Origin of the sequence: Mesorhizobium sp. M7A.F.Ca.CA.003.01.2.1, from assembly GCF_003998945.1 — a bacterium.
Taxonomy (GTDB): Bacteria; Pseudomonadota; Alphaproteobacteria; order Rhizobiales; family Rhizobiaceae; genus Mesorhizobium; species Mesorhizobium ciceri.
The window spans coordinates 1-2377 of record NZ_RZRA01000868.1; the positions used below are offsets into that span (position 1 = coordinate 1).

The following is a 2377-nucleotide window of genomic DNA, read 5'->3' on the forward strand; positions in this document are numbered from 1 at the left end:
TTGTAGATCGGCACGCATTCGTTCGCCCCCATGGCACGGTAGGCCCATACCACGGGGTCGCCGCCTCCATAGGTCAGCACAAGGTCGATTTCTTGCAGGGCGCTATGGAGCGGATGGTCCGGTTCGTCGCGCAACTGGGCAAGGGTTGCCGGAGCGTCCACGTCCCAGAATACCACCAGCGCGTCGCTGCGGGCGTGGTCGAGAACGGCGCGCAGCAGCGCCTCGTCCTCGAAACCGACGCCACTCGCCTTGACGACGATGTCGGCGCTGGCGGCACGTGCCGCGACCTGCATCAGCGCGTGCTGGGTCGCTTCATAAACGACGACAGTGCACCAGTCAGGCGCCTCGATGTCGCGATTCTTCTGCCGGTCGTAGACGTCGGGTTCATAGAAGGTGATTTCGTAGCCCAATTGGGAAAGCGCCTTCAGCAACCCGCGATAGTAAGTCGCGGCACCGTTCCAGTAGGACGACAAAAGACTCGATCCGTAGAATGCCATCTTCATGCGGCGGCTTCCTTTGCGGTGGTGTTGTTGATGGTATGTTCGGTCGTGCATGCCGTGAGCACGCGGAACAGCTCGTCAACGCGGTGCTGGCAGGTATGCCGGGAGCGAATGGTCTCGAGGCCCGAAGTCACCAGGGAAGCCGCGAAATCCGCATCGGCCAATACCGCCCGCAAGTGTTGCCGCATCTGAGAGCCGTTCTCCGCAAACAGGAAGTCGACGCCGGGCCTGAACAACTGCTCGACATCGGACCAGGGTGCTGAAATCAGCGGAATGCCGCAGGCGAGCGCCTCGAACATCCGGATCGTCGGAATTCCAGGCAATCCCTCACGATAGGGGCGCCGTGGGATGTGAACGGTGACACGATGCGCGGCGAACGCCTTCGGCACATCGGCATTGGCGATCCACCCATCATAGCGCAGTCCGGCGGCGGCCAGGTCCGCAAGTGCGGGCTTGGGATAGCGTACGCCGTGAACAGTGGCCTCGAGACCGAGATCGTGTACTGGCTCGATCAGAAATTCCTTGAGTTCGGCAGTCCGCTCATCGTCGCCCCAGTTTCCAATCCAGACCAGATCGGACATGGGATGGATCTCTGGGTGCGGCTTGAACAGGCGATCGTCCGCGGCTTCATGCCAGGTGAAGACGCGCTTGCCCCAGCCGGCGCGCAGATAGCTCTCGCGCAAGGTCTCGCCAAAGGCGAGGACGCCGTCATAGTGCTCCAACCGTAGCGCCGAGATTGCCTCGGTCGCCGATACGGCCCGGTGATGGGTGTCATGAAACAGAAGGATGAAGTTGCCGCCAGCGGCCCGGGCACGGCCGATGCGTGCGACAAGCTCCGGATCCGTCCACTCATGAACGATCACAACGTCGGCCTCGGCGATCCAGGCCTCGTGATCGAACCCGGCATTGTAGGTCACCGGCATCAACTCTGGGAAATCCTTGCGGAAGCGTTCGATGGCGAAGGATCCCTTCTCGGCCAACAGGTTCGAACGGCTCCAGCCGTCGGACGGCTCCAGCGCGACTGCCTGGTGCTGGCGCGCGATCAGATCCCGCATGATACCGCGCAGGAAATGGGCATTGCCGTGGTTCCAGTCGGATAGGACCGAGTGGGTGTAGAACAAAAAGCGCATGGTCAACGCCCCGCCATAGCCAGGGCCGCCTTGTCGTAGACGCCTCGCATGGCTGCCGCTTGCCTGGCCAGTGTAAACCGGCGGCTCCGTCGCATCGCTGCCTGGCCGAGCTCTCGCCTGAGTTCGGCATCGCTGGAAAGACGATTGAGGCCGGCAGCGAGGTCGTGCGGATTGCGCGCGTCAAAGAACATCGCAGCCCCGTCCCATAGTTCGCGATAGGTTGCGATGTCGGAAAGCACCAGGGGCGTCGCCGACATGGCAGCTTCCAGCGCGGCCAGACCGAATGGCTCATAGATCGACGGCGACACGAAAATGCCGGCGCGCGCCATCAAGGAGCGCACCTCGTGAGACGGCAGTGCTCCCAGAGGAACAGCATAGCTGAAGCTGGTACGCCCGCCGTTCGGACCGTGCATCGAACCGGCGGCAAAGACGGGCCATCGCGTCAGCGACGCGGCCTGGTCGATCACCGCCGCATTCTTCCCCTCGTCCCACCAGCGGGCAGCGGCGAAGACGAGCGGTTGGCGCTTTTCGGCCTTCGGCACCGGACTGGCACTATTTCCCACCACACTCAGACGCGCGATCGGGCCGTAGCAGGTCTCAAGCATGTCGGCGTGGCTGCGGCTCGGCACGATGACTGCGTCGGCCCGATTGAAGCCACGCCTGTTGCGCTCCTTCTGCCAGGCCCACGCGCCATCCACTGCCTGTTTCCTGACGGCGTGGAACCATGTCGTCACGCAGGAATGGGAG

2 protein-coding genes and 1 pseudogene are annotated in these 2377 nt (G+C 63.1%); all 3 read right to left on the reverse strand.

Translation table 11 applies throughout. The annotated features are described in order from the left end of the window. Positions 1 to 503 (reverse strand): annotated as a pseudogene (locus EN969_RS26880) (hypothetical protein); the annotation flags it as partial. Beyond that, a complete protein-coding gene (locus EN969_RS26885) occupies positions 500 to 1630 on the reverse strand; it encodes a glycosyltransferase (RefSeq protein ID WP_063170154.1) in 1131 nt (376 codons plus the stop codon). The pseudogene EN969_RS26880 and the gene EN969_RS26885, both read right to left, overlap by 4 nt. A 2-nt stretch (positions 1631 to 1632) precedes the next feature. Continuing rightward, positions 1633 to 2377: glycosyltransferase family 4 protein (locus EN969_RS26890; RefSeq protein WP_127419544.1), on the reverse strand; the 745-nt coding region annotated here is incomplete at its 5' end.

Coding starts and splice junctions, on each gene's coding strand:
- EN969_RS26885 (WP_063170154.1), bottom strand. CDS start 1,630: ATGCGCTTTTTGTTCTACACCCACTCGGTCCTATCCGACTGGAACCAC.